Annotated in this window: 19 protein-coding genes and 1 pseudogene; 3 read left to right on the top strand and 17 right to left on the bottom strand. The window is 54.1% G+C overall.

Annotation, left to right across the window (positions count from 1 at the left end; all coding sequences use genetic code 11):
- The first annotated feature begins 116 nt into the window (after positions 1-116).
- Both ompC and FCN45_RS06930 read left to right on the top strand, forming a co-directional pair.
- The gene (ompC, locus tag FCN45_RS06935; protein WP_110865853.1) at positions 117-1,223 is read left to right on the top strand and encodes a porin OmpC; all 1,107 of its coding nucleotides are present in this window, start codon (positions 117-119) and stop codon (positions 1,221-1,223) included.
- Positions 1,224-1,422: 199 nt separating this feature from the next.
- Positions 1,423-2,613, top strand: a complete 1,191-nt coding sequence (locus tag FCN45_RS06930; RefSeq protein ID WP_137385500.1) for an amino acid aminotransferase — start codon at positions 1,423-1,425, stop codon at positions 2,611-2,613.
- A gap of 45 nt (positions 2,614-2,658) precedes the next feature.
- Here the strand turns inward: FCN45_RS06930 and FCN45_RS06925 are convergent, their stop codons facing one another.
- The 7 genes from FCN45_RS06925 to cmoM form a co-directional block, all read right to left on the bottom strand.
- Complete coding sequence (locus FCN45_RS06925; protein ID WP_137385499.1) at positions 2,659-3,291, bottom strand: MBL fold metallo-hydrolase; 633 nt, start codon at positions 3,289-3,291, stop codon at positions 2,659-2,661.
- Between the two features lie 36 nt (positions 3,292-3,327).
- Entirely contained in the window at positions 3,328-3,879 is a 552-nt protein-coding gene (locus FCN45_RS06920; protein WP_101760946.1) for a YcbK family protein, read from the bottom strand.
- Positions 3,880-4,066: 187 nt separating this feature from the next.
- A complete protein-coding gene (gene ldtD / locus FCN45_RS06915) occupies positions 4,067-5,896 on the bottom strand; it encodes a L,D-transpeptidase (RefSeq protein ID WP_137385498.1) in 1,830 nt (609 codons plus the stop codon).
- Positions 5,897-6,052: 156 nt separating this feature from the next.
- A complete protein-coding gene (mukB, locus tag FCN45_RS06910) occupies positions 6,053-10,519 on the bottom strand; it encodes a chromosome partition protein MukB (protein ID WP_137385497.1) in 4,467 nt (1,488 codons plus the stop codon).
- Complete coding sequence (gene mukE / locus FCN45_RS06905) at positions 10,516-11,250, bottom strand: chromosome partition protein MukE (RefSeq protein WP_101760949.1); 735 nt, start codon at positions 11,248-11,250, stop codon at positions 10,516-10,518. Before mukE ends, mukB begins: the two co-directional genes overlap by 4 nt.
- Positions 11,231-12,553, bottom strand: coding sequence for a chromosome partition protein MukF (gene mukF / locus FCN45_RS06900; protein ID WP_007887410.1), 1,323 nt, complete (start codon positions 12,551-12,553; stop codon positions 11,231-11,233). Before mukF ends, mukE begins: the two co-directional genes overlap by 20 nt.
- The gene (cmoM, locus tag FCN45_RS06895) at positions 12,550-13,335 is read right to left on the bottom strand and encodes a tRNA uridine 5-oxyacetic acid(34) methyltransferase CmoM (protein ID WP_101760950.1); all 786 of its coding nucleotides are present in this window, start codon (positions 13,333-13,335) and stop codon (positions 12,550-12,552) included. The genes mukF and cmoM overlap by 4 nt, the downstream gene beginning before the upstream one ends.
- Before the next feature lie 124 nt (positions 13,336-13,459).
- On the opposite strand from cmoM, the gene elyC reads away from it, so the two are divergent.
- Positions 13,460-14,245, top strand: coding sequence for an envelope biogenesis factor ElyC (elyC, locus tag FCN45_RS06890; RefSeq protein ID WP_137385496.1), 786 nt, complete (start codon positions 13,460-13,462; stop codon positions 14,243-14,245).
- Here elyC and FCN45_RS06885 read toward each other — a convergent pair.
- The 10 genes and pseudogenes from FCN45_RS06885 to cmk all read right to left on the bottom strand — a co-directional run bounded on the left by FCN45_RS06885 (position 14,225) and on the right by cmk (position 25,583).
- On the bottom strand, positions 14,225-15,118 hold the full coding sequence (locus FCN45_RS06885) for a YcbJ family phosphotransferase (RefSeq protein ID WP_101760952.1): 894 nt from the start codon (positions 15,116-15,118) through the stop codon (positions 14,225-14,227). The two genes, elyC and FCN45_RS06885, sit on opposite strands and share 21 nt — an antisense overlap.
- 110 nt (positions 15,119-15,228) lie before the next feature.
- Positions 15,229-15,978 (bottom strand): 3-deoxy-manno-octulosonate cytidylyltransferase, encoded by a 750-nt coding sequence (gene kdsB / locus FCN45_RS06880; protein ID WP_049851021.1) that lies wholly within the window; start codon positions 15,976-15,978, stop codon positions 15,229-15,231.
- A complete protein-coding gene (locus FCN45_RS06875; RefSeq protein WP_007887424.1) occupies positions 15,975-16,157 on the bottom strand; it encodes a Trm112 family protein in 183 nt (60 codons plus the stop codon). Before FCN45_RS06875 ends, kdsB begins: the two co-directional genes overlap by 4 nt.
- A 90-nt stretch (positions 16,158-16,247) precedes the next feature.
- Positions 16,248-17,466 (bottom strand): annotated as a pseudogene (locus FCN45_RS06870) (winged helix-turn-helix domain-containing protein).
- Positions 17,467-17,488: 22 nt separating this feature from the next.
- The gene (gene lpxK, locus FCN45_RS06865; protein WP_137385495.1) at positions 17,489-18,490 is read right to left on the bottom strand and encodes a tetraacyldisaccharide 4'-kinase; all 1,002 of its coding nucleotides are present in this window, start codon (positions 18,488-18,490) and stop codon (positions 17,489-17,491) included.
- A complete protein-coding gene (msbA, locus tag FCN45_RS06860; protein WP_101760956.1) occupies positions 18,487-20,235 on the bottom strand; it encodes a lipid A ABC transporter ATP-binding protein/permease MsbA in 1,749 nt (582 codons plus the stop codon). Before msbA ends, lpxK begins: the two co-directional genes overlap by 4 nt.
- 34 nt (positions 20,236-20,269) lie before the next feature.
- The gene (locus tag FCN45_RS06855; protein ID WP_137386860.1) at positions 20,270-22,528 is read right to left on the bottom strand and encodes a DNA internalization-related competence protein ComEC/Rec2; all 2,259 of its coding nucleotides are present in this window, start codon (positions 22,526-22,528) and stop codon (positions 20,270-20,272) included.
- Positions 22,529-22,733: 205 nt separating this feature from the next.
- Positions 22,734-23,018, bottom strand: a complete 285-nt coding sequence (gene ihfB / locus FCN45_RS06850) for an integration host factor subunit beta (RefSeq protein WP_003849360.1) — start codon at positions 23,016-23,018, stop codon at positions 22,734-22,736.
- A gap of 86 nt (positions 23,019-23,104) precedes the next feature.
- The gene (rpsA, locus tag FCN45_RS06845) at positions 23,105-24,781 is read right to left on the bottom strand and encodes a 30S ribosomal protein S1 (protein WP_052025984.1); all 1,677 of its coding nucleotides are present in this window, start codon (positions 24,779-24,781) and stop codon (positions 23,105-23,107) included.
- Positions 24,782-24,902: 121 nt separating this feature from the next.
- Entirely contained in the window at positions 24,903-25,583 is a 681-nt protein-coding gene (gene cmk, locus FCN45_RS06840) for a (d)CMP kinase (protein WP_137385494.1), read from the bottom strand.
- Between the last annotated feature and the right edge of the window lie 185 nt (positions 25,584-25,768).

Below are 25,768 nucleotides of genomic sequence, written 5' to 3'. Positions count from 1 at the left end.
CTGTGATGGAAAGATGCGTGCAGACACAGGAGACATCAAACTTCTTTCAAGGTTCTGTAAAGATTTCTTGGCAGCAGTGGCAGATGTCCAAATAACTCCAATGAGGGTAATAAAAAATGATGAAGCGCAACATTCTTGCAGTGGTTATCCCTGCTCTGTTAGCTGCCGGCGCAGCAAACGCAGCAGAAATCTATAATAAAGACGGCAACAAGCTGGACCTGTACGGTAAAGTCGATGCACGTCACTCTTTCTCTGATAACGCTAGCGATGATGGCGACAAAACTTATGTTCGCTTCGGTTTCAAAGGTGAAACTCAGATCACTGACCAACTGACCGGTTACGGCCAGTGGGAATACAACATTCAGGCTAACAACACCGAAGGCGGCGACGCTCAGGATGGCAACAAAACCCGTCTGGGCTTTGCAGGTCTGAAATTTGGTGATGCAGGTTCATTCGACTACGGTCGTAACTACGGCGTTATTTATGACGCAATGTCCTACACTGACCAATTGCCAGTATTCGGTGACGATACTCTGTATCAAGACAACGACAACTTCATGATTGGTCGTTCAAGCGGTCTGGCGACTTACCGTAACAGCAACTTCTTCGGTCTGGTCCAAGGTCTGAGCTTCGCAGCACAGTACCAGGGCAAAAACGAAGGTTCTCGTGATCCACTGGCTCAGAACGGTGACGGCTGGGGTACTTCTGTAGCGTATGACACCGGTATGGGTGTTAGCGCAGTAGGTTCTTACTTCTCTTCTGACCGTACTAACGCTCAGATTGCAGATGGTAACGGCGACAAAGCTGACGCATACGGTTTCGGTCTGAAATATGACGCGAACAACGTATACCTGGCAGCATTCTACGGTGAATCACGTAACACCACTGCTTACGGTAGCACCGCTCGTCAGGTTGCTAACAAAACTCAGAACTTCGAAGTGGTTGCACAGTACCAGTTCGACTTCGGTCTGCGTCCATCCATCGCTTACCTGCAGTCTAAAGGCAAGCAGCTGAATGGTAACACCGCTAACGGTGCAACCTTCGCGGGTGGCGATGCTGACCTGGTTAAATACATCGAAGTGGGTACCTACTACTACTTCAACAAAAACATGTCTACCTATGTTGACTACAAAATCAACCTGCTGGATGACAACGATTACACCCGCGCTCAGGGCGTGAGCACCGACGACGTAGTTGGCGTTGGCCTGGTTTACCAGTTCTAATCACCCGATTAGCATTGCGTAATACCTAAAAACGGAGCCCTTGGGCTCCGTTTTGCATTTCAGTGATCGGCTTCGCAATTAGCTTTTCTACTTTATCTCACCGACATATTTCTTTTTTATATCAGCGGTTGGCAAGCGTGCCGACTGACGTTAACCTGATAGCTCATTTCGCTAAAGTTCACCTAAACGGAACTGACTCATGTTTGAATCGATCTCTGCCGCACCCGCCGATCCTATTCTGGGACTGGCTGACCTTTTTCGTGCCGATGACCGGCCGAATAAAATCAATCTTGGCATTGGTGTTTATAAAGATGAAACCGGTAAAACGCCGGTCCTCACCAGTGTTAAAAAAGCTGAGCAGTATTTGCTGGAAAATGAAACCACCAAGAACTACCTGAGCATTGATGGTCTGGCGGATTTCGCACGATGCACGCAGGAGTTGCTGTTCGGCAAAGAGAGCGCGCTGATTACTGCGGGTCGCGCATGCACCGCACAAACGCCAGGCGGCACCGGCGCCCTGCGCGTAGCGGCAGATTTTCTGGCAAACCAGACCAGCGTCAAGCGCGTTTGGGTGAGCAACCCAAGCTGGCCGAACCATAACAATGTCTTCAACGCTGCTGGCCTTGAAGTGTGTGATTACGATTATTACGATGCCGCAAGCCACAGCCTGGATTTCGACGCCATGGTGGCATCGCTGCAGGAAGCCAAAGCAGGCGATGTAGTGCTGTTCCACGGCTGCTGCCACAACCCAACTGGCGTTGATCCGTCTGCAGAGCAATGGCAACAGCTGGCGCAACTGTCGCTAGAGAAAGGATGGTTGCCGCTGTTTGATTTCGCCTATCAGGGCTTTGCTCGCGGTCTGGATGAAGATGCGCAAGGGCTGCGTATTTTTGCCGCTTCACATCAGGAACTGATTGTTGCCAGCTCTTACTCGAAGAACTTCGGTTTGTATAATGAGCGTGTAGGTGCATTAACGCTGGTTGCAGCGAGCAGCGACGTGGCCAAAACTGCGTTTAGCCAGGTGAAATACACCATTCGCGCCAACTACTCTAACCCGCCGTCACACGGCGCGGCGGTCGTCGCCACCATCCTCAGCAATGACGCGCTGCGCACCATCTGGATTCAGGAGCTGGCCGATATGCGTCAGCGCATCCAGCGCATGCGTCAGCTGTTTGTGAACACACTGGCGGAGAAAGGCGCCAATCAGGACTTTAGCTTTATTATCAAGCAGAACGGCATGTTCTCATTCAGCGGCCTGACCAAAGATCAGGTAGTGCGTCTGCGTGAGGAGTTTGGCGTTTATGCGGTGAACTCGGGTCGTGTTAACGTGGCAGGCATGACGCCAGACAATATGTCGGCGCTGTGTGAGGCGATTGTCGCAGTTTTATAAATCAGGCGGCAAATAACGACAAATGGGCCAAAAGGGCCCATTTTTTTATTCTTGCAGGAACGGATTGCTGATGCGTTCGCGGCCTAGCGTTGAGATAGGCCCGTGACCCGGTACGAAAGTCACATCATCGCCTAGCGGCAACAGCTTGGTTCTAATCGCATCGATCAGGTCGCTGTGGCTGCCCTGCGGGAAATCGGTGCGTCCAACGCCACCGTTGAAAATCACATCTCCTGAAATCAGAAGACGTCCTACACGATCAAAGAACACAATATGTCCCGGCGTATGGCCCGGACAAAGCAGCACTTCCAGCGTGACATTGCCAACCTGTACAGTTTCACCCTCTTCCAGCCAGCGATCGGGCGTGAGCGGCGCGCACTCAGGCAAACCGAACATGCGGCTTTGTGTGGGCAGATTATCTAACCAGAAAGCATCGAGCGGATGCGGACCGACAATGGGCACCTGATAATGTGCCGCTAGCTCGGCAGCGGCACCAGCATGATCAAGATGTCCATGCGTGAGCAGGATCTGCGACGGCGTTAAACCACGTTCTGCCAGCACGGCTTTGATGGTTTCCGCATCGCCGCCGGGATCGACCAGTGCGGATTGTTGGGTTTCGTCATCCCATATAACTGAACAGTTTTGGGAAAAAGCCGTAACCGGAATAATTTGGTAGTTCATAGCGCTCCATGACCGACACACGCAGCGCTGCCGGTATCAGGACCAGTGCCTTGCGGGCCCGGTATCTATGTGTACGAAGTTGCTGCGCGGGTAATATCCTACACCACCGGCGCGCATAGATAACGCCGCTTTGCGAACATTGCTCAACGAAATTCCCTCAATGTGGAAATCCATCGCTTGTCCTTTAGTGTGATAGCTTTTTTTCGCCACGCCCGGGCCCGATTCACGCAGCATGGTGTTGGTGGCTAAGGTGCGGTAACCCGAGATCAACTGCACCGGCTTACGCGTATCCAGCAATGTTTGCAGGCGGTAAAGCTGGTCAAAAAGATGGGGATCGATGGTCTTCACCTGATTGGCGCGGTAATCACGGAAGAAGTGATTTAAGCGGGCTAACTCATCCTTGTCATAACGCTTACCGTTAAAAAACTCCGTTTTAAGGGTTTCACCGGTGTGAAGGTTACTAAGCGTCAATACTCGTGGGCGGGCGGTGGAAAGCGAAGCCAGAGCGGAGCCAGGAAGCAGTGATAATCCTGCTGCTGCGCCTCCAATCAAGAGTAATCGACGACGTTGAGAATCAATATTAGCCATGAAGCGAGGTTACCTAATCTAAAGCGGATAAAATATGTGCGAAAAGTACACAAGGCCGAACATTAACGTCCGCCTAAGACTCAGTCAACCCAGAATATGTTGCAGAAGACCAAAACCAGCTCAAAATCAAATTTTCAAGACTGGTCTTGGTTAAATTCATGTGAAGAGAAAACAGCCAAATCAATTACTAGAGTAACAACTGACCGGCTTTATGCAGTACCTGACTACCGGAACGGGCGGGATTATCATAATTGTAAATATCTGTACGATATTGCGGCTGGCCGTCATCGGCGACCCATGCGGTTAAATAGTAAAGGTTCACAGGAATACGATGGCGAATCGGCACGTAACGGGTATTTCCCTCTTTCAAGGTGTCTGAGATACGACCGTCGTTCCAGCCCACATCCTGCAACAGCAGATCGGCCAGTTCTGAGGCTTTATTCACGCGCACACAGCCCGAACTTAGCGCACGAATATCGCGCTGGAACAGGTTATGGTTCGGCGTATCGTGCAGATAAATCGCATCCGAACTCGGCATGTTGAATTTGTAGCGACCCAGTGAGTTGGTTGCGCCCGGCGCCTGTCGAATGCGATACGGGAAGCTCGCGGCCGACACCATACGCCAGTCAATCATCGAAGGATCGATCACTTCCGCATCCGCACTCCAGCCCGACAACAGCGTATAACCGTGCTTATACAGATAAGTCGGATCCTGTTTCACCTTCGGCACAATATCCTGGCGCACCAGCGTGGTTGGCACGTTCCACGGTGGATTGAGCACCACATTATTCAGCGCGCTACGCATCAGCGGCGTTTTGCGGTCAGGACGACCCACAATCACGCGTGATGACAAAATGGTGGCGCCGTTGTTGTAGTAAGTAAGCGAATAGTTTGGGATGTTCACCATGATGCCGTTATGCATATCATCCGGTAGCAGACGCAGGCGCTGTATGTTGAGCGCCAGCAGCGAAGCACGCATCTGCGGCGGCACATTCAGCCATTCACGGGTACGTGGACCAATCGCGCCGTCATCGGCCAATCCCTGCCAGTGCTGGAAGCGTTTAACGCCCTCCACCAGCGTAGCGTCATACACGTTGGGTCCGGTTGCTGTAGGATTGGCAGCCACATTATTGGACACTTCAGGCGTCGCAGCGAGTGCCGGAGCCGCATCAATATCATCAAAGTTTGCCGCAGACGGGCTCACCGCCACCGGCTGATTGCTTTGGCTCACCGGAACCGGCGCAGTTGGCACCGCGTCTTCCGCCGGCGTTGGCGTAGTACTATGGCTGGCGGTCAACATGCCGGTGCGTTGCAGAATCTCACGCAGCGCAGGCACATCATTACTGATCTGCCCTGGGCGTAGCGTAACGGTATCACGCAGCTGTGGCCACGGGCGATCGTCGGTGAGTAGCGTTTTCAGCGCATTATGCATCGGCGCATATTGCGGATGCTGCGGTTGCAACGAGACCACAAAAGTCCGGCTGCCGCCGCCGTTCACCGCATTTTGCCATTGATTGATGGCCGCCAGAGATGGCATGGTCAGCTTGTAAGGCACATTGCTGTAGAGCCAGGTTTCGCCCTGTGTCGGCACATTGGCAACAAACTGCAGATAGCCAAGCATCGCATCACTGAGCACGATGTCGCGCGCCAGGCCTTTGATGTTCGGATTGGTCAGACGCTCAACCCAGCGGGTGAATTGCGGCTGCACGCCAGAGAGCGCCACTTCCGCCAATTGCTGCTGGAAAGCCTGCACCGCTTGCGGGTCTTGCCATAGCGGAGCCATATCGCGCGACGCATAAATACCGGCTAAACCGGGCAAATAGAAAGGTTGTTCAGTGGCGCTGAACGCCTGCTGAATCTGCTGCTGGCTGGCAGCAACCGACATTGAACTGTGGTGCGTTGAATTGGGTAGCGTGGAGGTGATGGCCGCATGGCTCACAGCCAGCGGCGATAGTACCAGTGACAAACCGAGTGCTACTGCAGCACGACTCATTTTGCTCTTATTGTTTAGCAACATCCCTGCCCCCTTCTCACCAATGACATAGCGCCCTGTGATCGCCATGTACAGCCATACTCATAATGTTGAGTATACGAATAAAAAACGGCATCTGCCTCTCAGTGCAGATGCCGCATACAGATTAAACGTAGTGCTGTTTTTTAACCAGATTAAGCGCTATGAATTCTCATATTCAAGACCGACCTTAGGACTTTGATCCTTGCTCGGTGCAGGATCTGCCGAGAAGCCGCGCAGCCCAACCACATGCACATGTTCGGTGTTATTGAACATTTTACGCACCAGTTTGTAGGTGGTGCCTTTTTCCGGGCTGATGTTCTCTGGCGCCGCGATGATCAGCTGCATCTCCAGACGTTCGCACAGCTCAAACAGTGTGGCGATCGAACGCGCATCAAGACGTGCCGCTTCATCGAGGAACAGCAGACGACACGGCGAAATATCTTTGCCACGCAGACGACGTGATTCCTCTTCCCAGCTCTGTACCACCATCACCAGAATCGACATCCCGGTACCGATCGCTTCACCGGTAGAGAGCGCGCCACTTTCTGCACGCAGCCAGCCGTCAGTACCACGGTTCACTTCCACTTCCATCTCAAGATAGTTGCGGTAGTCGAGCAGCTCTTCACCGATGGTTTGCGGCGTGCGCTGGCCCATATCGATCTGCGGATTCAGGCGCTGATAGAGTTTCGCCAGCGCTTCCGAGAAGGTTAAGCGGTTGCTGGTAAACAGATCCTGATGCTGTTCATGCTCTTCCGACAGCGTATCCAGCAGCGTTGAGTGCGCTTCACGCACGTTCACGTTAAGGCGCACGCTGCGCACCTGACCAAAGCTTACCGCCTGCAACCCCTGGTTCAGCTGGCGAATACGATTTTGCTCGCGCTGGATGGTTTTACGAATGATGTTCGCCGCACTGCGTGAGCTGATTGCCAGCGTCTGTTCACGCGCCGTCAGCTCTTCGGTCAGACGATTCAGCTCAATCTCCATCTGCTCGATGGCTTCAACCGGATCGTCGGTACGAATGATGTCCTGGCGAATACGTTCGCGCAGATGCTGATACACCGCGATAAAGAACTGAATCTTACGTTCCGGACGTTTCGGATCTTCAGACATACGCAGCACATCGCGCAGGTGTTCGTTATCCGCCACCGCCAGACGCAGCGCACCCAGCGCCTTATCCGACATCGAACGCAGCTCATCGCCGCTGAGATAGGCCAGCTCGCGACGATGTAGACGACGCTCAACGCCGTTCTCTTTCACCAGACGCAACACCGTGCACCAGCCCGCTTTCGCGCTGACCACCTGCTCACGAATCTGATGATAATCGCGTTCCAGCTTGCGCAGTTTTTTCTGCAGGCTGTCCATTTCGGCTTCACAGAAGGTGATCTGTTTTTCCAGCTGGTTGCGACGCGCACGGTTGTGGCTTAGCGCGCTATACAGCTCATCACGACGAATGCGCGCGCGCTCTTCTGCACTGGCATCGGCATGCACGCCGATATCCTGCATCTCTTGCTGCAACTCTTTCAGCATGTCGCGTTTGGCATCGTATGAACTTTTTAGCGATGCCAGCACCTGCGAATACTGCGTCAGCTGGGCCTGATGTCCACGCAGACGTTCGCGTGCGCGGCTGCGCTCGCCTTCCGCCTGCTCCAGACGCTGACGCAACTGTTCGTTGAGATCGCTGTTGCCACCCAACATGCCAGCCGAACTTTCATAGCTGAAGTGCGCGCGGCGCTGCACCACTTCGGTCAGCGCAAAGGCTTGCTGACGCGCATCACGCTGCTGCTGCTGTGCCTGCTGATAGTCGCGCTGCAGCTGATCGTGCTGCTGCGGATCGCTTTGCAGTACCGCAATCAGCGGCTCCAGCTTGCTGAGTTTGCTGCCGTGCTGATGCAGGAAACGTGCGGCCTCTTGCGCTTCTTCGACGCGCTCGCGGATCTCTTCACAGCGATCGCCAAGCGTGTCGTCGAGCAGCAGATTAACGCGTGGCAACAGGCGGTTCAGCTGGCTGACGCCCTCTTTTGCCTGCTCAAACTGCGCGCGCTGCTGCTGATTGTCATTTTCATGCTGCGCCAGCGCCCGCTCCAGCTCGCCACGACGGCTATTAAGCTGACGAATCTGCGCTTCTGGATCTTCATCAAACGCCACCGCTAAATGGCTACCGATGAAGCGGCTGAAGGATTGATGCAGACGCTGAGTTTTCTGTACATCAAACGACAACGTGGCATAACGCTCAGCCAGCTGTTCACGTTCGTTGTTCAGCAATTCAAGCTGGTTTTCACGCGCCGCGCGACCAAACAGCGGCACTTTCGGGAAGCGGGAGTAGCGCCACTGACGCTCAGCCACTTTCACCACCACCGCTTTTTCCAGCTCTTCGACGCTAAATACGCTGTCGTCAAAGGCTTGCGGATCGCCTTCAATCAGATAGAGATCTTCCGGGCACTCGTCTAAACCGTCGAGCAGGTCGCGCACCAGCGACAGATCTGGCACCACGATGGCGTGGCGCGATGGACCGTATAGCGCCGAGAAGTACGGTGCGTCATCCAGCGTAACGTCATCATAAATTTCCGACAGCAGCACGCCGCCAAAACGTTCCGCCAGCTGCGTCAGGCGCGCATCTTCTGCGCCGCCCGGTTGGCTCAGACGTTCAATCTGCTGTTCAACTTCGCGCTTACGCGCGGCCAGCTCGTCGCGCTCAACCGTGGTTTCACGCTCGCGCTCCAGCAGTTGCTGCATAAATTCGGTGATTTGCTGGCTGCTGGTCAGCTCCTGACCGGTTTGCTCGCTCAGCTGCGTCAGGATTTCCTGCGCCGCCAGCCAGTGTGGCGCACGCGCGGTCAGCGCAGTGATGCGTTCACGCAGCTGCTCCAGCTCCTGACGCATCAACATGCGGCGTTCACCGGCATCGGCAACGCTGCTATTCAGTTGCTCAATCTGCGCTTCGAGTTCACGCTGCAAGCCGTCCAGCGCATCCGCATCGTATTGCTGGCCCTGACGTTTGCAGAAATCCGCCAGCAAACGCTCAGCATCATGCTGCTCACGCAAACGGGTTTCTAATTCATTGAGGCGCAGACGCAGCGAGGAAAGCTGTTCGGCCTGGTGGCGCTGATTGCCAGCGTCGCGCAGTAATTCGCGCCCCACTTGCCACGCATCCTGACGACTGACGTCACCGGCGATGCTGGTAACTAACGCTAACGCTTGCTCAAACTGGCTGTGTGCCGCTTCGGCGACGCTCAGTTTCTGTTCAAGACGCAGCAGGCGCTCGGTGGCTTCTTCTTCACGCGCCTGGAAGGTTTCCTGCCATTCGGCCGCGTTATCGATAGTTAAATCAGGCAGCTGACACTGCGTACGCGCCTTTTCCAACGCCTGCAAGGCTTGCTGATACTGGATTGCCCGCGTCTGTTGCACGTCGAGCGCCTGCTGGAAATCGGCGAGTTGGCTTTTCAGCTCATCGACTTCCACCTCAGCTGCTTCGGCACGTGCTTCATTCTCTTCCTGCACTTCGCGCGCTTCGGCAACCACTTCGTTCTGCTCTTCGAGGCGATAGGTCAGCTCTTCCAGATCGGCATCATAACGCTCGATTTTTTCCTGCTGGCGCATGGCGGTTTGCACCAGATTCAGATGGTCGCTGGCGCCCTGATAATCGCTTTCCAGATCGCTCTCAGCACCGCTGTGCTCGGCCAACTCGCGCGCCATTTCAATGTGGCGATACTGCTCGGAAATCAGTTGGTTGCGGCTGGTAAACAGCTCATTACGCAGCTGCAGCGCGCCGTCGAGGTGAATACGACGCTCGTTGGCGTGGCGCATGTAGTCGGCGGAAACGTAGTTGGTGGCTTCCGAGATCAGATGCTTAAACAGGTCGCGATCGGATTGGGTGACGCGAATCGCTTCCAGCGTCATGCGGTTTTCCCGCAGTGCGGCTTCCATATCCTGGAAGGCTTTACGCACGCCGCCATTTTCTGGCAGCAGGTAATCGCGCAGTGAACGGGTGATAGCGCTGGAGATACCGCCGTACAGCGAAGCTTCAATCAGGCGATAGAACTTACTGCGATCGCTGGCGTTACGCAGACGACGCGGCACCACACCGAGCTCGAACAGCACCGCATGGTAATCGGTGACCGAGTTGTACTGTTTGAACTGCACGCCTTCCTGTGCTTCCACGCGCTCCTTTACTTCCGTCAGCGGCAACACGCGCGCCTGGCGGTTATTAAGGATTTCGGTCAGCATATCGGTCGCCTGTGAATCGCTCGGCAAGCCGTGAATACTGAATGGTTTGATATCGACCTTTTTATCGCGTCCCGCTACCTGCTGCAGACGTACGCCAACAATCACGCGTTGATGGCGTGAGTTGACCACATCCAGCACCGAATAGCAGACACCAGCGCGCAGCTTACCGTGCAGGCCTTTATCGCGCGAACCCGATGTCGCACCGGCTTCGGTGGTGTTACGGAAGTGCAGCAAGGTTAAGTCAGGGATCATCGCCGTCACGAAGGCGGCCATGGTGGTGGATTTACCCGCACCGTTACCGCCCGAAAGCGTGGTGACCAGTTCATCAAGATCAAAAGTACGGGCAAAGAAACCGTTCCAGTTGATCAGCGTTAGCGAACGAAATTTACCGCGTTCAATCATGCTTGTTCATCCTCCGCGTTATCACTCGCGTCGCTTTCAGCGTCAATATCGTTATCTGCTTCATCGTTCTCAGTCGCAGCCGGCGCACTTTCCAGCGTCATCGCTTCACCGTCACGTATCAGGCGCAGCTGCGCTTCACGCGCATCGTCACCGCTGCGCACATCGGCGCCAAAGCGGAACACTGATTCGGTGATGCGAAATTTGCTGCTGTCGTTGCCCATAAACCACACCATGCCGAGACGGCGCAGGCGACTCAGCGACGCGCGCATTTTTTCCTGCAGCTTGGCGCGGTCAAGATCGGAACCGGTGGAACGCTGATTGACCAGCTTGAGCAGTTTGCTCTCATCGGCCAGCGACAGCAGTTCGTCGTACAGCTCTTGCTGGGTAAAAATCCCCTCATTCGCCAGACGTTCCGGGCTGAGATAGAGATAGCAAAGAATTTTGCCCACCATCATATCCAGCTCGGACAACACCGAGCGTGGAATCAAAGTGGTTGAACGCGGACGCAGATAGAAGAAGCCTTCCGGCGCGCGGATCAGCTCAACGTTGTAGCGCGCGTAAAACTCTTCGAGATATTCCTGGTAATCCATCAGGAAGGCGTGATTATCCAGCTCTTCAATGCCAATGTGGCGACCCGCGCGTAACTGGCTATCGAGCGCCGGGAAAATCGGGTTTGCCAGAGCCAATGCCAGTTTGACTGGCATCACTTGTTCAATATTTGTCGATGACATGTGCCTGCACCTTGGCTCCGTAATCATTAATGGCCTGCCATTGCGCAGGCAGACCGGCTAAATCAGCTTCGGCCACGCCGAGTCGCACCGCTTGATCGATGACGATACGCGCCAGATCAAAGTGGCGCGCGCGCGGATACTGCGACAGATAGTCGCGCATTACCGTGGCCAGATGGAGCGGCTTCTGCTCCTGCTTATAAATCTGCAGCGCCTCTTCGATCATCGCGGCCAGCTGCTCGCGAATCTCATTAAACTCTTCGTATTCCATTTCCGGCGGCAGCTCGCCCATCACCTCGTCATTACGCAGCGTCATCTCTTCATCGCGCATATCGTAAAGACGATCGGCATTGGCGTAGGTCAGCGCCCACGGCTGATCGAAATAGTTTTGCACCGACAGGCGTAAACGCTGCGCAAACACGCGGTTCTTATCCATGTCGATAGCGGTACGAATAAACTTGTGTACATGGCGGTCGTAGCCGATCCACAGATCGATAGCCTGCTGGCCCCAGCTGATGATGCGATCGAGCTTGTTTTGCAGGTCAAACACCAGCTTATCGACAAAGCCCAGATCCGGGCTGCTCAGTGTCGCATCCTGGATGCGCAGCAGGTTGGCCTGCAGCTTATCGCCGGCCGCCTCCAGCGTATCCTGCAGTTCACGCAGCGTACCGGACGTTTCCGACAGCAACATTTCACAGCTGGAGATCGCCGCGCGCCAATCTTTGTTAAGCAGATCGGCAATATCGGTTTTCACCGCTTGCTGCTGCTCATCCATCAGACGCTGCGTCATGTCGATGCTATCGAAGATTTCCGCCACCGAATATTTCAGCGGCGCAAACACGTTACGATGCCAGTGGAATTCATCACCGTCTTCTTCGGCGGCATCTGCGGCACGTTTCAACTCCTGCGCCACAATCGACAGCTGCATCGACAGGCGCAGCGTGGAGAACTCGCGCTGGCGGATGTAATAGTCGGTAATGCCGATGGCGAGTGGCGTCAGGCGATAGATGGCATGCCCTTCCGTCAGCTCGCTGGTAAAGCGGTTTAGCAAGCGCTGACGCACCATGTCATTGATGGCGTTATTGGCACGGACCTGCACGGTTTCGTGGGTTTGTTCGAATGCTTTGCTAACGTGACGAAACGCGTCAATCAGCTCGCCTTCACTCATCTCGCCGTCCATGCGCTCACCGTTTAAGGTGGCGATGGCCAGCAAAAAGGCCAGACGTTCTACCGGCAGCGCAAGCGAAAAATCGTTCTTGCGCGCCCATGCCACCAATTCGGGGACCGTCTGGGAAAATTCGCTCATAGTTGATCCTTCTGGCTGGGTTTGCGCGCAGTCACGTGGATATAGCGCCCTAAGCTTAAAAAGGGCTCCTGGCGACAGAAACGCCGTTCCATCTCAATGATTTCCTCAACGCTCTTCCCTGCGCCGGGTTGCGGCTTCATGTAATCACAGAAGACGCGAATGCCCGCACGCCGTTCAATTTCAAATCCGCAGTTTGTCAGCCAGCGCGTCACATCATCCGGATCGCGCGGGAAATCGGGCGACAGCGTGCGCTTTTTACGTTTGCTCATATTGGCGCGCATATAGCCGAAGTTGCCAAGCGTCAGGGTGCGGAATGTTAAGCCGTGCGCGTTGTAAAACATCAACGACAGCACGCCACCCGGCTTGAGCGTGTGCCACAGCGCTTGCAGCACCTCTTCCGGATGCGCGACCCATTCCAACACCGCGTGAAACAATACCAGATCAACCTGCGTATCCAAATGTTCGCCCACCTGCTGGGCGCTAATTTGTTTGAATTGCATGTTGTGGCTCACACCCGCGGCAAGCGCATGGGCTTCCGCCAGCTTCAGCATCTCAGCAGAGAGATCGCACAGCACAACCTGATGACCGCGCGCCGCCAGGCCGCTTGAGACTTGTCCCACGCCGCCGCCAGCATCCAGCACCTTCAAGGATCCGGCAGGCAATGTCGGTAACAGAGCTTCCAGTTCGTCCCAGACAATCGCCTGGCGCACTTGCCCTTTGCGCGTGCCATAAATGTTCTGTGAGAATTTGTCCGCCAGATCGTCAAAGTTACGATCCTGCATGATGATGGCTCCGCTTTGCTGCATTCAACTTGTGCTATTTTGTCACAGGCTCAACAAGAATGAACCTTTCATGCCGCAGTAACCGTCTGGCAGCTGTTTTTTTGGACAAAAGAGGCCATATTCGATGTTTTTCGCATTTAAAAAAGTCATTGGCGGGATGTTGCTTCCCTTGCCGCTGCTGTTATTACTGATGGCGGCAGGACTTTTGCTGCTCTGGTTCAGCCGCTGGCAAAAAAGCGGCAAAATCCTCATCTCTTGCAGCTGGCTGCTGCTGCTGATTTTGAGCCTGCAGCCGGTTGCCGATCGCCTGCTGTCACCGCTGGAAAATCATTATCCAACCTGGAACGGTAACGAGCCGGTCGATTATATCGTGGTGCTCGGCGGCGGCTATACCTTCAATCCGAATTGGGCACCGAGTTCCAACTTGATTAATAACAGTCTGCCGCGCGTGGCCGAAGGCGTGCGTCAGTGGCGGCGCTATCCGCAGGCCAAAATGATCTTTACAGGCGCAGCAGCCGGCGAAAACCCACGCAGCAGCGCCAGCGTGGCGGCCGAAGTGGCGGAAAGTTTGGGCGTGCCATCAGCAGCGATTATTCAGTTGGATCAACCCAGGGATACGATTGGCGAAGCTCGCGCGGTGAAACAGACGATTGGTGAACACCCGTTCTTACTGGTGACTTCCGCCAACCATCTGCCGCGTGCCATGCATTTCTTTCAAAGTGCCGGCATGAATCCGCTGGCCGCACCGGCAAATCAGTTGGCGGTGACCTCGCCGCTAAACTGGTGGGAACGCGTTATTCCGTCACCGCTGTGGCTGGCACACAGTGAGCGTGCGATCTATGAAACGCTGGGACAAACCTGGCAGAAGCTGCGCGGTGACGATCTCACCTCAACCCAGCCAGGGGAGTAATTGCGCGCGGGCGTGATCGAAGCGCGGACGGTCAAACTGTCCGCTGCTGACCAACGTGTCGACGCAATCCCACAGCTGATACAACCAGCGCCGCCAGAGGAAACCTTCCGCCACGGGCGCGCGCTGCAGATAGTGCTGCAGCAGTGACGCTTCTGCGCCGCTATCCGCCAGGCGCATCAGATCGTATTCGCGCGGTGCCCAGAGAATGTTGCCTGGCTGCATCATGGCAATAAGCTGATCGCTGTGCGCATCTTTTAACATACTGGCTAAGCGCAGGTTGCCGTGCATCAATACGCAGGGATCGTCAAAACCGTTGAACAGACGCGGTAATAGCTGACGGCTGCGAAACAGAATCTGACGATCTTCCAGTGTAAAAAACGGCGGTGACAAATAACCCAGCGTTGACCACAACACATCCACTCGCTGGCGATACCATGCGGGCCAGTTATTTTCCTGCACGCTGTCCACGCTGCCGACTAAGCCATGGCTGTCAATACGATGCCACGCCAGCACGCCTTCGACGATCTGTTCGCACAGCTGTTCCCAGCGTGCTGCGCTGCGGGCCGGAGCTTCCGCAGAAACACCGTTAAAGCGTGCCATCAGCAACATTTCATGTACCGGCTTTTGCTGGCTAAGCACCAGACCAAACACGGCAGGCACGGCGATCAAGCCATCATGGCCGAGCATGGTCAGTTTTTTAGCTTCCAGCGCAGCGCGTCCCTGATGACGAAAATACTTTGCCACCAGCGGCATCGGTTTACCGGCGTTATCGTAAAGCGCATACAGCCGCGTGTGCGCCTGCTCGCTAATGGTTTCGAGACGACTGATGCTTTCACCAAGCACCAACGCGAGTTCTGAACGGAGCTGTTCCATGCAATATCCTCCGACGTCAAAGGGCTGGAATATGCTGGAGGTGATGGCGGCGCAAAACTTAGCGCCAGATCAAACTTTCAGGCCAGCGAGAGCCGCTGGCCGGTCGGAGATTAACCCTGCATAGCGAGACGAACCCGCTCAAGGTCTTCCGGCGTATCCACCCCAACACTTGGGATAGTTTTTGCCACCGCGACGTGAATCTTTTCACCGTACCACAGCACGCGCAGCTGTTCGAGCAACTCAATGTGCTCCAGCGGGCAAGGTTCCCACGCGATGTAGCGACGGATGAAACCGGCGCGATAGGCGTAGATGCCAATGTGGCGGAGCAGCGTGTCGCCAATCTGCTCGCGAGAACGCGCATAACGCTCGCGATCCCAGGGAATGGTGGCGCGTGAGAAGTAGAGCGCATAACCTTTGGCGTCCATCACCACTTTCACCGCGTTCGGGTTAAAGGCTTCTTCTGCATCGGTGATCGGCACCGCCAGCGTCGCCATCCCGGCTTCAGATTGCGCCAGATTACCTGCCACCTGACGTACAATCTCCGCCGGGATCATCGGCTCGTCGCCCTGCACGTTAACGATGATCGTGTCGTCGGCAAACTGATACTTTTCGATCACTTCGGCCAAACGCTCAGTTCCGGACTGATGATCGACCCGCGTCATGCACACTTCGCCGCCAGCCGCCGTTACCGCCGCAGCCACATCCGGATGATCGGTGGCGACAATTACGCGATCGGCACCCGATTCACGGGCGCGTTCCATAACGTGTAGCACCATCGGTTTACCCTGAATATCCACTAGCGGTTTGCCGGGCAGACGGGTTGAAGCATAACGCGCAGGAATAATGGCAACAAAACTCATGGATGGATCTCTTCAACAGACAGCGTACGCGCTTCCACTTCCAGCAGCACTGGAATACCGTCACGTACCGGGTAAGCCAGGCCATCCGGTTTACAGATCAGCTCTTGCTGCTCTTTGTTGAAATAGAGTTTTCCGTTGCATACCGGGCAAGCAACGATTTCGAGTAAACGGTGATCCATAATCTTCTCCATTCAGGACCGATTCAGACGGGTAGCATAGCATAATAGCGTGCGCGTGAATGACGCACTCAAGCCGGATAAATGGCAGCTTTATTCACCAATCGACCAGCGATTTGACCAGGCAGCCAGCAGTTCTGCCGGCGCATTTTCGATAATCACTTGGTTGGCGCCTTGCCACGCGGCGAAGCGATTAATGGCTTTTTGGACGTCATTAAGGAAAGCGTTACTGATGCGTGTGCCCTCTTCCAGCCAGAATGCACGAATCACTAATTGCTGCGCCTGACGCTCCATTTTGGCATCAATGCGCGCTTTCAATAATCCGCGATGCAGGACCGGCAGGACAAAATAACCATATTTGCGCTTTTCCGCAGGCGTGTAGCACTCAATGCGGTAATCAAAAATCAAACAGCTCCAGCGCGCGACGACGATCCCAAACCACCGGATCAAAGGGGGATAATAGCGCGGTATGCGTGGCAGAGAGTGGCTTTTCCAGCAGCGGCAATAAAGCGTGGTGTAACCACATTTCGCCCAGTTGCTCGACCTTAACACGCACAATTTCTCCGCGCGCAGCCGCATCCTCAAGCCATGATTTGAACGGTGCGCGTTTGAGCCGGTAATAATCGGCTAACCAACTGCCACGGAAAATGCCGAGACTGCGCGCGCTGTGACTCAGCATCTGTATCACCGCTTCGTCTTCACTTAACGCATGCTGTTCATCAATCCAGTCCGGCATCACGCGGCTGTGCAGATCGTAAACCCGCTGGAAGTTGCGCCGCTCCACCACCATCAACTGACCCGCGCTGAACAAATTCTCCAGATGACGCTTATGCGGCTTCCACGCCCACCAGCCCGGTTTGGTCTGTTTATCATTACTGAAATCGGCTGCTCGCACTGGGCCGTTGGCGGAGATGTGTTGCAGAAGGTCAGTGATTTCCTGTTGATGTTCCTCACCCCATCGCTGGTTGTACTTCCAGCCCAGTCGCTGCGGTTCCAGCATGCGGTGGCGCAGCAACGGGTAATCTTCGGAAGGAATAAAACAGGCTTCATGAGCCCAATATTCAAATAATGCGCCCGAGGCCAGCGCCTCTTCCAGCCAGTTGGTCTGATACGCGCCAAGGCGGCTAAACAGCACCAGATAAGGACTGCGTGCCACCACATTGATGGTATCAATTTGCAGCAAAGACATCTGACGCACAGTCGCGTGTATATCAGCAAAGCGCGCACGTCGGCCTAAAGGACGTAACAGTCCCTGAGCAGCCAGATGCAGATGACGAGCAGTTTGCAACGAGAGGGAAGCGACGAGGTTCATAACTCCATTCCCTTTTTGGTGGTTAGCGCGAACGGGCGTCGCGCGCGGTAGTGCAGAGATGGGTGATATCGTCTAACAAGGTTGTCACCGCCGTGCCTTGCAGATGCGCATCAACCGGCAAATACCACCAGTTTGGGCGAGCAAAACTACGGCATTTTACCGCATCTTTTTCCGTCATCAGCAAGCACTGATCTGCCTGAGTCAGACGCCGCAATTCGTCTTCGCTGTAAGCATGGTGATCGGCGAAGGCAATTTCAGCCACTGGCTTGATGCCTTGCTGCTTAAGCGTGTTGAAGAAGCGCGGCGGATGACCTATGCCGGCCATCGCGACAATTTCCGGCAATTGCGCTAACGCCACGCTTGCACCGTTGATCAGGTTGACCGCCAGACCGGGCTGCAATGACATCGCAATTTCGCCCGCCTGCGCATCGCCGCCGTTAACGATCACCGCATTTACGGTGCTAAGTCGTGAGGCGCGTTCACGCATCGGCCCAGCCGGTAACCACCAGCCATTGCCAAAACGACGCATCCCATCCACCACCACGATTTCGCGATCGCGCTGCAGCGCGTAATGCTGCAGGCCATCATCGGTGATAATCACATCCAGATCGTGCGCAGCGAGCAAGCCTTCTACCGCCAGACGCCGCCGTGGCGCAACGGCGACCGGCACTTGCGTGCGTTGAGCGATCAGCACAGGTTCATCGCCGGCCTGCGCCGTGGGCGTTTCAGCGGTAACCAGCAGCGGATAACGTTCAGCTTTTCCGCCGTAACCCCGCGACACCACGCCAGCACGTACTCCACGTTGTTGCAGCGCCTGCACCAACCAAATCACTACAGGCGTTTTACCATTCCCACCTGCGGTGAGGTTCCCCACCACAATCACAGGGCAAGGCGCGCGCCAACTTTTTCGCCAACCGCGCTGGAAGCTGAGGCGAATCAATAGGGTGATCGCCCCATAAAGCAGACTCAGCGGCCATAGCAGCAGCCATAACGGCGAACGCCCGCTCCAGATGCGTTCGATCATTGACCGAACTGCAGTTTGTGAAGCTGCGCATAGGCGCCCTTCTGTTCAAGCAGCACGCTGTGAGTACCGCGTTCGACAATGCGACCATCTTCAACTACGACGATCTCATCGGCTTTCTCAATGGTCGACAGACGGTGCGCAATCACCAGTGAGGTGCGATTTTTCTGCAGCTCATCAAGTGCGGCCTGAATCGCCCGCTCAGATTCGGTATCGAGCGCTGATGTGGCTTCATCGAGAATCAAAATCGGGCAGTCGCGTAGTAACGCACGCGCAATCGCAATACGCTGACGCTGACCACCGGAAAGAAGCACGCCATTCTCACCTATCACGGTATCAAGGCCATTATCCATCTTCTGGATGAAGTCCATTGCATGCGCCATGGTCGCAGCCTGCTCGATTTGCTCGCGCGTGTATTGACCATTACGGGCATAAGAAATGTTGTTGGCGACGGTGTCGTTGAAGAGATGAACGTTCTGGGAAACCAACGCCACTTGATTACGCAGTGAACGCAGGGTGTATTCGCGCAGATCGTGGCCATCCAGCAGAATTTCACCGCTATCAATGTCGTAGAAGCGCGTCAGCAAGCTTGCCATAGTGGATTTACCAGAGCCAGAACGGCCGACCAGTGCAACGGTTTTACCGGCAGGCAGCGACAGGTTGATATCACGCAGCGCAGGAATTTCTCGGCCAGGATAGGTAAAGGTCACGTTGCGGAATTCCACATCACCCTTAGCACGATCCATTTCACGCTTGCCGTTATCCACTTCCTGCTCACTGTCAAGAATCGAGAACAGCGTCTGACAAGCCGCCATACCGCGCTGGAACTGTGCATTCACGTTGGTCAGTGACTTGAGCGGACGCATCAAGGCGATCATGGATGAGAAGACCACGGTGATGGTACCGGCTGTCAGCGTTTCCATCACGCTTGGGAAACTGGCGGCATAAAGCACAAATGCCAGTGCCAGCGAGGCAATCAACTGGATTACCGGATCAGAGATTGAAGATGCTGACACCAGTTTCATGCCTTGTTGGCGCATCCTGTTACTGACCTGAGAAAAACGCTTGGCCTCCACTTCCTGGCCACCAAAGATCAGCACTTCTTTATGCCCTTTTAGCATCTGTTCGGCGCTGGTGGTGACCTGTCCCATGGTGTTCTGCATGTTCTTACTGATGCTGCGGAAACGTTTGGAAACAGTACGAATAGCAAAGGAGACGATCGGTGCCAGCACAATGAGAATCAAAGACAGCTGCCAGCTGTAATAGAACATCATGATGAACAGGCCAATGATCGAGGCCCCTTCACGCACCACCGTAACCAGTGCACTGGAAGAGGAAGAGGCCACCTGTTCAGAATCGTAGGTGATGCGTGACAGCAGCGTCCCCGTTGATTGCTGATCAAAGAAGGTTACCGGCATGCCCATCATATGGCCGAACAGGCGGCGACGCATATTCATGACCACGTTGCCGGACACCCATGAGATGCAGTAACTGGAGATGTAGCTGGTCACGCCACGTACCAGCATCAGGCCAATTACCACCAGCGGCATCCACAGCATTACGGATCTGTCTGCTTTACCGAAGCCATCATCCAGTAAAGGTTTCAACAGAGAGAGCATCAGGGTATCGCCTGCCGCATTGAGTATCAGCGCCACCGCTGACACATACAGGCCAGCCTTGTGGGGCGCAATCATCGGCCAGAGTCGACGGAATGTCTGCCACGTTGAGAGATCTTTATCTTGATGCATTATTTATTCACGCTGTTTGAAATAGCCGCTCATTCTACCTGGAATCGCGTTTGACGCCAAACCACTGATGGTACCATCGAGGCATTATTTGCTCTCTTAAGCCCTTAATTTGCCAATGACCTTGTCTGATACCCACATGAATCTGACCCGATTGTGCCGTGTCGTACCACATATAGCCTTGCTGACGATAGCGTTGCACCACGGCTGGCGCAGGCATACGCCAGGCGTTATACCGCGCCACCGAAGCAATTGCTGCTTTCCCAGCAACATTACGTAACAGTAATGCGCCTGATGAAGTCCGACTACCATGGTGCGGAACCTGCAAAATTGTCGCGTTCAGAGCCTCTTTTTCCAGCGCGACAATTTTTCTCTCGGCTTCTAACTCAATATCCCCGGTGAGTAACACGCTGAAGAGCCCGTCATCGACTCGCACCACACAGGAATCGTTATTTTGTCCCTGGGTCTGATTCTCCGGCGGCCACAAAGCGGTAAATTGCAATTTGCCCCACTGCCACCGCTGACCACGGAAGCATGGCAGGTGTCCGTCTTCCGCCAGGGCACTACGAATTGCTACCGCTGGATTAACTTTGAGCAATGAGTGTAGCCCACCACGGTGATCAAGATGCTTGTGGCTTAGTATCAAAGAATGGAGGCTTCTACCGTGATACTGCAACCATGGCAGAATGACGCGCGATCCGGCATCATCCTGTTTCCAACCCGGTCCAACGTCATATAACACAACTTCATTGCCCTGTGTAATGGCAATCGCCAGGCCATGCCCCACATCAATCATGTCGATTTGCCAGTCATCACGCTGTGCAGTGCTGCGCCAGAGGATGATTGCGAGTATCAGGCTAAAACACGGCATCACACTGCGATAAATCAGCTTGCTGCGCCAGAGAACTAATCCTACCCACAGCAGCACGACAGCAGGTAACGTATCGCTCCATGCCCACCAGCCAGCGGGTAACCACTGCAGCAGGAGCATGACCTGGCTTATGGAAAGATCCGCCAGAGACCATAATCCCGTTGAAATCAGCGGCACTGGCAATAGCATTGCCAGCAATATTAGTGGCACCGTGACAAAAGACACAACCGGCACCGCGATCAGATTTGCTAATAACGCACTCAGGCTTATTCCCTGAAACAGGAAGATTTGTAGTGGAGCCATGAGGATCATCATTCCTAACTGCAGATGTAGCAATTGCAATAACAGCCATCGACGATTTGCGCGAAAGCGATGTGTTAATGGAAACCATTGATACCAGGCAATCAGCATCGCGACCGCCAGTGCCGACAACCAAAAGCTTTCTGACAGCACAGTTAATGGATCCAGTACCAGCAAAGCGCCGATACATAACGTCCAGACTTGCCAGCCACTGAGCTGCCAACCGGCGCTGCGCATCCCTATCCATAATATGAGCGCGATCATCGCGCGCTGGGCCGGTGCATGACTGCCAGAAACCCACGTGTAAGTCGCAGCGGTCATAACACTAACCAGCAGCGGAAATAAATGACCAATCAAATGACCCGGCAAAATTACCTGGATAGCACGCGCCAACAGCCATCCAACGCTGGCAGCTAATGCAATATGCATTCCCGAGATTGCCATCAAGTGGGCAGTACCTGTTTCCCGCAGCAACTGTCGCTGCTCTTCAGTCATGTTGGTACGTATACCAAACGCTAAAGCCTGCATAATTGCCGGTTGTTTGAGCGTATCGAATGCGGGTAGATGATGATTAATTAAACGCGTCCGCCAGTTGCAAGTTAGCGATTCCACCTGCTGACTGATGATGCGCCCTTGCAGCGGCGTGTGATTAGACAAGGCAAAGCGCTGCAGATCGAACTCGCCTTCATTTAATCTGCCGTGGACGGCACGCAGTCGCAGTTTCATCTGCCAGCTCTGACCGGCACAGTACGGTTGCTCCATCGAAGCATTATTGAGCTTGACAAAGAGAGGTGGAAACTGATAGCGCTGACCGACACGCAAGATTTGCACGGTTAATTGCTGCTTCTGTTCACGAACTTCAGTCACCCGTACAGTGGCTTCAAATGTGGCGGCAGTCAGATCCCCAATGGCATTGACCATCTGGCGGGCTTCAGTCAATGTCCAGGCCACCATTAAGAGAGCAATCCCTGCAAGCCGTAGCAACGTGATTGGCATCAACCCAAGCGCCACAGCGAATACAACCATGATGACTATTCCGTTGGCTGCGGGTATGTGCGGCAATATGCCCAACGGCAATGCCGAGGCAATCATCAATCTGGCCAGAACAATCCAGTTCATATGCATCATTACTCTCCCTCATTGGCGGAAGAGTGTGCCGAGAAAAGCAGGGATTTACTTCATTGAAAAGAGAGTGTGTCGCGATGGATTCCGAAACTTTTGCAGAGATTACATTGATGAGACTTCATTTTGGAAAGCAGATCTCAATTCCGCATACTCTAAGCAAAAAAAACGACACCCTAAAGTGTCGTTTTTATCGTTCGGTAACGGCTTAGCCGTAGATGTTCGCACGGTCACGCAATTCTTTGCCCGGCTTAAAGTGGGGAACGTATTTACCTTCCAGATCCACTTTGTCGCCCGTTTTCGGGTTACGACCCGTACGCGGTGCACGGTAATGCAAAGAAAAGCTGCCGAATCCCCGGATTTCAATGCGCTCGCCCTGGGCCAACGTAGTGGCCATGTGCTCAAGCATCTCTTTGACCGCATCCTCAACGACTTTCGCCGGAATATGAGTATGCTGGCCAGCAAGTCTCTCAATTAGTTCTGACTTGGTCATGTAACCTCCGGTTAATCCTTATTTGGAAAGGTATGACAGCTTTTACCGAAACCGGACGATTTTCATCGTCCGGTGCCTTAGGTCGATTACTCGCCTTTAGCCGCTTTGAACGCTTCAGCCATCGCGCTAGAGAAGTTGCTGCCTTCATCCTGTTTGGTGTTAACAGTGTTGATAGCTTCTTTCTCATCAGCCTGGTCTTTAGCACGAACAGACAGGCTCACAACGCGGTTCTTACGGTCAACGCCGGTGAATTTAGCTTCAACGTCGTCGCCAACACTCAGAACCAGAGTTGCGTCTTCGATGCGGTCCAGAGAAGCTTCAGAAGCGCGCAGGTAACCCTCTACGCCGTCAGCTAATTCTACTGTAGCACCTTTCGCGTCAACTGCAGTGACTTTACCAGTCACGATAGCGCCTTTCTTGTTCAGGGTGATGTAGTTGTTGAATGGATCTTCAGCCAACTGCTTCACGCCCAGAGAGATGCGCTCGCGCTCTGCATCAACCTGCAGTACAACGGCAGCGATTTCGTCGCCTTTTTTGTACTCACGAACGGCTTCTTCGCCAGTCGCGTTCCAGGAGATGTCAGACAGGTGAACCAGACCGTCGATGCCACCGTCCAGGCCGATGAAGATACCGAAGTCAGTGATTGACTTGATTTTACCTTCAACGCGATCGCCTTTGTTGTGGGTCTCAGCGAACAGCTGCCATGGGTTAGATTTGCACTGCTTCAGACCCAGGGAGATACGACGACGCTCTTCATCGATGTCCAGAACCATTACTTCAACCACATCGCCTACGTTTACAACTTTAGACGGATGGATGTTTTTGTTGGTCCAGTCCATTTCTGAAACGTGTACCAGACCTTCAACGCCTTCTTCGATTTCTACGAAGCAGCCGTAATCAGTCAGGTTGGTTACACGACCAGTCAGGCGAGTGCCTTCTGGATAGCGCTTAGCGATAGCAACCCAAGGATCTTCGCCCAGCTGTTTCAGGCCCAGAGATACACGGGTACGCTCGCGGTCGAACTTCAGCACTTTAACAGTGATTTCGTCGCCCACGTTGACGATTTCGCTCGGATGCTTAACGCGTTTCCAAGCCATATCGGTAATGTGCAGCAGGCCATCAACGCCGCCCAGATCCACGAATGCACCGTAGTCAGTGAGGTTCTTAACGATACCTTTAACTTCCATGCCTTCCTGCAGGTTTTCCAGCAGCTGATCGCGCTCAGCGCTGTTCTCAGATTCGATAACTGCACGGCGTGAAACCACGACGTTGTTACGTTTCTGATCAAGCTTGATTACTTTGAATTCAAGCTCTTTGCCTTCCAGGTGCAGAGTATCGCGAACCGGACGAACGTCTACCAGTGAACCTGGCAGGAACGCACGAATACCGTTCAGCTCAACTGTGAAGCCACCTTTAACTTTGCCGTTGATAACACCGGTAACAGTTTCAGCGTCTTCGTAAGCTTTTTCCAGCGTGATCCAAGCTTCGTGACGTTTAGCTTTCTCACGGGACAGCAGGGTTTCACCGAAGCCGTCTTCTACTGCGTCCAGCGCAACGTCAACTTCGTCGCCTACCTGGATTTCCAGTTCGCCGGCTGCGTTCTTGAACTGCTCTGCAGGAATTGCAGATTCAGATTTCAGACCCGCATCAACCAGAACTACGTCTTTGTCGATAGAGACAACAACGCCACGAACGATGGAACCCGGACGGGTTTCGATTTCTTTCAGGGACTCTTCAAAGAGTTGAGCAAAAGATTCAGTCATATTGATAATCTTAGGATTCTTCAATTTAACGTCCACCTGACTTCATTGTCGGATGGGGTTGTTTCACATGCCCTGCACCGGGTCCTTGGTACAGGGTTACAGCAATTCGGTTGCCGAAAGATTAAATGCCCAGCTTACGCTTAGCATAATCAAGCGCCTTTTCAATCACTTGCTCAATCGACATACTGGTTGAATCCAGTACCAGAGCATCTTTGGCAGGCACTAAAGGGGCGATGGCACGATTACGATCGCGGTCGTCGCGTTCCTTTATCTCGGATAAAAGGCGATCAAAGTTAACATTAAAGCCTTTCTCCTGCAACTGTAGCATACGGCGATGCGCACGCTCTTCCGAGCTAGCGTCGAGGAATATTTTCACTGGCGCATCAGGGAAAACCACGGTTCCCATATCGCGTCCATCGGCGATTAAACCGGGCTCTTCGCGGAATGCGCGTTGGCGTCGAAGCAATGCCTCACGCACCCGCGGAAAAGCGGCAACGCGCGATGCGGTGTTGCTGACTTCTTGCGTGCGGATTTCACCGGTGACATCTTCACCTTCAAGAATCACCTGCATTTCACCGTCAACCGATAAAAAACGCACATCAAGATGCGCAGCCATCGGTACTAATGCTTCCTCGGACTCAATATCTACCTGATGGTGAAGTGCGGCCAATGCTAAAACGCGATAAATAGCGCCAGAATCCAGTAAGTGCCACTGCAACGACTCCGCCATCGCTTTACATAAAGTCCCTTTACCCGCGCCACTTGGCCCATCGATGGTAATAACCGGGGCGATTGCCGTCATTGTTCTCTCCTGTTGCTGCGTGCTTATTGTCAGCCCTTCCAGGCCGCCTGGATTGCGCGGCATTATACGCTGCCTGCGTCGGGTTAGTACCCTTTAGCGTAGACAGCGCTAGAAATATAGACAGATTCAGAAGAATTTCCGCCTGATAAGGCCAGAAGAGAGCAAAGAAACCCGGCGCTGTGCAC

It is taken from the genome of Pantoea sp. SO10 (assembly GCF_005281435.1).
Classification (GTDB): Bacteria; Pseudomonadota; Gammaproteobacteria; order Enterobacterales; family Enterobacteriaceae; genus Pantoea; species Pantoea leporis.
This window is presented reverse-complemented; position numbering and strand designations above follow the sequence as displayed.

Bases quoted from the DNA above. Each gene is read 5' to 3' on its own strand.
- ompC (WP_110865853.1), top strand. From the start codon at position 117: ATGATGAAGCGCAACATTCTTGCAGTGGTTATCCCTGCTCTGTTAGCT.
- FCN45_RS06930 (WP_137385500.1), top strand. From the start codon at position 1,423: ATGTTTGAATCGATCTCTGCCGCACCCGCCGATCCTATTCTGGGACTG.
- FCN45_RS06925 (WP_137385499.1), bottom strand. From the start codon at position 3,291: ATGAACTACCAAATTATTCCGGTTACGGCTTTTTCCCAAAACTGTTCA.
- FCN45_RS06920 (WP_101760946.1), bottom strand. From the start codon at position 3,879: ATGGCTAATATTGATTCTCAACGTCGTCGATTACTCTTGATTGGAGGC.
- ldtD (WP_137385498.1), bottom strand. From the start codon at position 5,896: ATGTTGCTAAACAATAAGAGCAAAATGAGTCGTGCTGCAGTAGCACTC.
- mukB (WP_137385497.1), bottom strand. From the start codon at position 10,519: ATGATTGAACGCGGTAAATTTCGTTCGCTAACGCTGATCAACTGGAAC.
- mukE (WP_101760949.1), bottom strand. From the start codon at position 11,250: ATGTCATCGACAAATATTGAACAAGTGATGCCAGTCAAACTGGCATTG.
- mukF (WP_007887410.1), bottom strand. From the start codon at position 12,553: ATGAGCGAATTTTCCCAGACGGTCCCCGAATTGGTGGCATGGGCGCGC.
- cmoM (WP_101760950.1), bottom strand. From the start codon at position 13,335: ATGCAGGATCGTAACTTTGACGATCTGGCGGACAAATTCTCACAGAAC.
- elyC (WP_137385496.1), top strand. From the start codon at position 13,460: ATGTTTTTCGCATTTAAAAAAGTCATTGGCGGGATGTTGCTTCCCTTG.
- FCN45_RS06885 (WP_101760952.1), bottom strand. From the start codon at position 15,118: ATGGAACAGCTCCGTTCAGAACTCGCGTTGGTGCTTGGTGAAAGCATC.
- kdsB (WP_049851021.1), bottom strand. From the start codon at position 15,978: ATGAGTTTTGTTGCCATTATTCCTGCGCGTTATGCTTCAACCCGTCTG.
- FCN45_RS06875 (WP_007887424.1), bottom strand. From the start codon at position 16,157: ATGGATCACCGTTTACTCGAAATCGTTGCTTGCCCGGTATGCAACGGA.
- lpxK (WP_137385495.1), bottom strand. From the start codon at position 18,490: ATGATCGAACGCATCTGGAGCGGGCGTTCGCCGTTATGGCTGCTGCTA.
- msbA (WP_101760956.1), bottom strand. From the start codon at position 20,235: ATGCATCAAGATAAAGATCTCTCAACGTGGCAGACATTCCGTCGACTC.
- FCN45_RS06855 (WP_137386860.1), bottom strand. From the start codon at position 22,528: ATGCATATGAACTGGATTGTTCTGGCCAGATTGATGATTGCCTCGGCA.
- ihfB (WP_003849360.1), bottom strand. From the start codon at position 23,018: ATGACCAAGTCAGAACTAATTGAGAGACTTGCTGGCCAGCATACTCAT.
- rpsA (WP_052025984.1), bottom strand. From the start codon at position 24,781: ATGACTGAATCTTTTGCTCAACTCTTTGAAGAGTCCCTGAAAGAAATC.
- cmk (WP_137385494.1), bottom strand. From the start codon at position 25,583: ATGACGGCAATCGCCCCGGTTATTACCATCGATGGGCCAAGTGGCGCG.